This is a genomic window from Rhizobium sp. SEMIA 4085 (assembly GCF_013004495.1).
GTDB lineage: Bacteria > Pseudomonadota > Alphaproteobacteria > Rhizobiales > Rhizobiaceae > Rhizobium > Rhizobium gallicum.
Map to the genome: position 1 here is coordinate 1 of NZ_JABEPH010000527.1, position 3,009 is coordinate 3,009.

The window sequence follows — 3,009 nt, forward strand, 5'->3', positions numbered from 1 at the left end:
CATGCCCGGCTCCGTCCCGGTCTAGCGTGCCGCCGGCCCCAATATCGCCATCCTCTTCACCGGCATGCCGATGGAGGTCTATTTCGCCCGCATCAATCACCTGCAGACGATGGTTCTCGGCGTCGGCGCCGCCGTCATGCTGCTTGTCGGCATGCTCGGCTTTTTTGCGATCCGCGCCTGCGTGAAGCCGCTGTTTGCGCTGACGCAGACCGTGCACTCGATCTCGGCCGGCAATCTTGACGGCACAATCCCCTGCCTCGAGAAGAAGAACGAATTCGGGGAGATCGGACGTGCTTTGGCCGCCTTCCGCGACAGCGCCCGCGCCCAGCAGGATCTCGAAACGCAGGCTGTGGAACAGCGGGCATTGAGCGAAGCCGAGCGTGCCCGCAACGACGCCGACAAGCGTTCGCTCGATGGTCAGATCGACTTTGCCGTGAACCAGCTTGCGGCCGGCCTCGGACGCCTCGCTAAGGGCGATGTCTCACAGACGATCGAGACGCCGTTTGTCGGCCGGCTGGAGCAGTTGCGCGTCGATTTCAACGCATCGCTTGTCCGCCTGCAGGATACCCTCGTGCAGATTCGCGAGAACGCCAATGCCATCCAGCGCAATAGCGGCGCGATGCTGACATCGGCCGGCGAGCTTTCCAAGCGAACCGAAGCGCAGGCCGCCAGCTTGGAGGAAACGGCAGCTGCCGTCGAAGAGATTACTGTGACCGTGCGCTCGTCTGCAGGGCGCGCTCGCGAAGCAAACAACGCGGTCACCGCCACGAAGAAGACCGCCGACAGCTCCGGGGTCGTCGTCAGCGAGGCCGTGGCCGCCATGGGGCGCATCGAGCAGGCTTCGCAGCAGATCGAACAGATCATCGAAGTCATCGACGACATCGCTTTCCAGACGAACCTTCTCGCCCTCAATGCCGGTATCGAAGCGGCTCGCGCCGGCGAGGCTGGCAAGGGCTTTGCGGTTGTCGCCCAGGAAGTCCGCGAATTGGCACAGCGCTCGGCCGATGCCGCCCGTGAGATCAAGGGTCTGATCGAGAAGTCCAGCCAAGAAGTGACGGCGGGCTCTGCGCTGGTGCAGAAAACCGGCAGCGTGCTCGCCTCGATCAGCGAGGAGATCATTGTGATCAGCAAGCACGTCGAAACCATTGCCACGGCGAGCCAGGATCAGTCGGCGGCGCTGCAGGAGGTCAACGGTTCGGTCAACGCCATGGACCAGATGACCCAGAAGAACGCGTCGATGGTCGAGGAAACCACACAAGCAAGCCGCCAGCTCGCCGAGGAGGCCGACACGCTGATGAGCCTGCTGCAGCAGTTCCGCATCGAAGCGTCGGCGCAGTCTCATGGCCGGGCAAGGCAGGCAGCCTGATCGGGCTTGCAGCTTGAAGGTATTGAGGAGGATCGCGCCGGAAAGGCGCGGTCCTTCTGCCTTTTGAGGCTGATGCTTGTAAGCCACGCGGTGACGCTTACGAAAGGCGAGCTTCCAAAATCCCTGTAGAAGTCGTCCTCAGTCCGCTCACGCTTTTGGATTGGCTGGAAGGCCTGCGAAAGGCCGAGAAAATTGGCAATCATGATCTGCTCGATCATTGGTGATGTCCTCCGTTAAAGACATCCCTTCAAATACACATCAAAAATCGCTTCATAAACATCGAAGATCCGGCTATGTTTTTCATCAATGAAAAATACCCCATGGGATTCCTATCAGCTTTTCCTGCAGGTCGCGCGCCGCGGCGGGCTGACGGGCGCGAGTGTCGTGAGCGGCTTGAGCCCGGCCACGGTCGGCCGGCGTATGCTTGAACTGGAGCAGGAAACGGGACGGATGCTCTTTGCCCGCAGCCAGACCGGCTACCGCTTGACGGCCGACGGTCAGACGCTCCTCGACCATCTCCAGGAGATGGAAGCGGCGGCCCGGAAAGTCGATGCCTGGCGCCAGGCCGGCGAGGGCGGCGCAACGGTAAAGATCGCAGCCGGGACCTGGGTGGCCTGGCTGCTGACAGAAAACTTCTCCGCAATCCGCATTCCTGCCGACGCTTTCAACATTGTGCTGACGATCGGAGAGGCGCGGGCCAATCTCGCCTACCGCGAGAGCGATATCGGCATCCGCGCTTTCGAGCCGGACGAAGCCAATCTCGCCGCTCGCCTTTTGGGCGAAGTCGCTTATGCCGTCTATGTCCGGCGCAATGCCGGCGAGTTGGAAACCCGATGGATTGCGGTTGCTGAGGATGAGGCCATTTCTGCCTATCTCCGCTGGCCGTACCGCCAGACGCCGGAGCCGATCGTGGCGACGGTCAACCGGCCCCGGTCACTGCCGGACCTCGTCCGTGCCGGTGCGGGAAAGGCGGTGCTCCCCTGTTTCGTGGGTGATCTCGATCCGGAACTGCAACGGCTCGGCGGCGAGCTCGCGGAACTGCGCCACCGGCAATGGATCGTGTTGAACAACGAGGATCGCCATCGCCCGGAGATCCGCACGGTCGCAGATCGTATGACGAAGCTGCTGAAAAGCTACGCCGATCTTTTCGCCGGCAAGCGCGCCAGCCGCAGCTGAATTCTACGGCATCAGACGTCGCACAAGCGCGACCTGGCTGTTCACGCCGAGCTTGGAATAGATGTTCTTCAGATGCGTCCGGGCCGTCTCGTAGCTGATGCCATGCAGCTTGGCCGTCTCGCGCGGCGAGAGACCCGCGGCGATGGAGGAGGCGATCCGCAGTTCGGCAGCAGTCAGTTGCCGCTTTGCAGGCAAATGATCGTTCAATTCGGGGCGCGCAACGGGTATTCGCTCGATGACGACTGCTGCGGTTGGTCCCTGCAGGAACTCGGTCATGAAATCGGAGGTGAGGCGCACGAGCGTGCATTTGAACGAGGCGCAGGCAGAATCGAACCTCGCGGTGAACGGCCCCGCTGCGGCGGGGGGCGGTAGCGAGGAAAGGAGCGGAGGGGTTCGAGGAAAGCCCGCTCGGGGGGGGTCTGGCGTCCGGGCGGCGGGGCGGTGAGGCCGGCAGCGGTGGCGAAGGG

The 3,009-nt window shown here is 62.8% G+C and carries 3 protein-coding genes and 1 pseudogene; 2 read left to right on the plus strand and 2 right to left on the minus strand.

The genetic code is table 11. The features are described from left to right. Positions 1–1,366: pseudogene (locus tag C9413_RS30380) on the plus strand (HAMP domain-containing methyl-accepting chemotaxis protein); the annotation flags it as partial. Here C9413_RS30380 and C9413_RS30385 read toward each other — a convergent pair. After that, positions 1,339–1,584 carry a hypothetical protein gene (locus C9413_RS30385; RefSeq protein ID WP_039844006.1) on the minus strand — a complete coding sequence of 82 codons (246 nt, stop codon included), beginning with the start codon at positions 1,582–1,584 and terminating at the stop codon, positions 1,339–1,341. The pseudogene C9413_RS30380 and the gene C9413_RS30385 overlap by 28 nt on opposite strands. 88 nt (positions 1,585–1,672) lie before the next feature. Here C9413_RS30385 and C9413_RS30390 point away from each other — a divergent pair, with 88 nt between their 5' ends. Further along, positions 1,673–2,542, plus strand: a complete 870-nt coding sequence (locus C9413_RS30390; RefSeq protein WP_039844007.1) for a LysR family transcriptional regulator — start codon at positions 1,673–1,675, stop codon at positions 2,540–2,542. A gap of 3 nt (positions 2,543–2,545) precedes the next feature. On the opposite strand, the gene C9413_RS30395 is transcribed toward C9413_RS30390, so the two are convergent. Continuing rightward, the coding region (locus C9413_RS30395) for a helix-turn-helix transcriptional regulator (protein ID WP_170251344.1) at positions 2,546–3,009 on the minus strand (464 nt) is incomplete at its 5' end.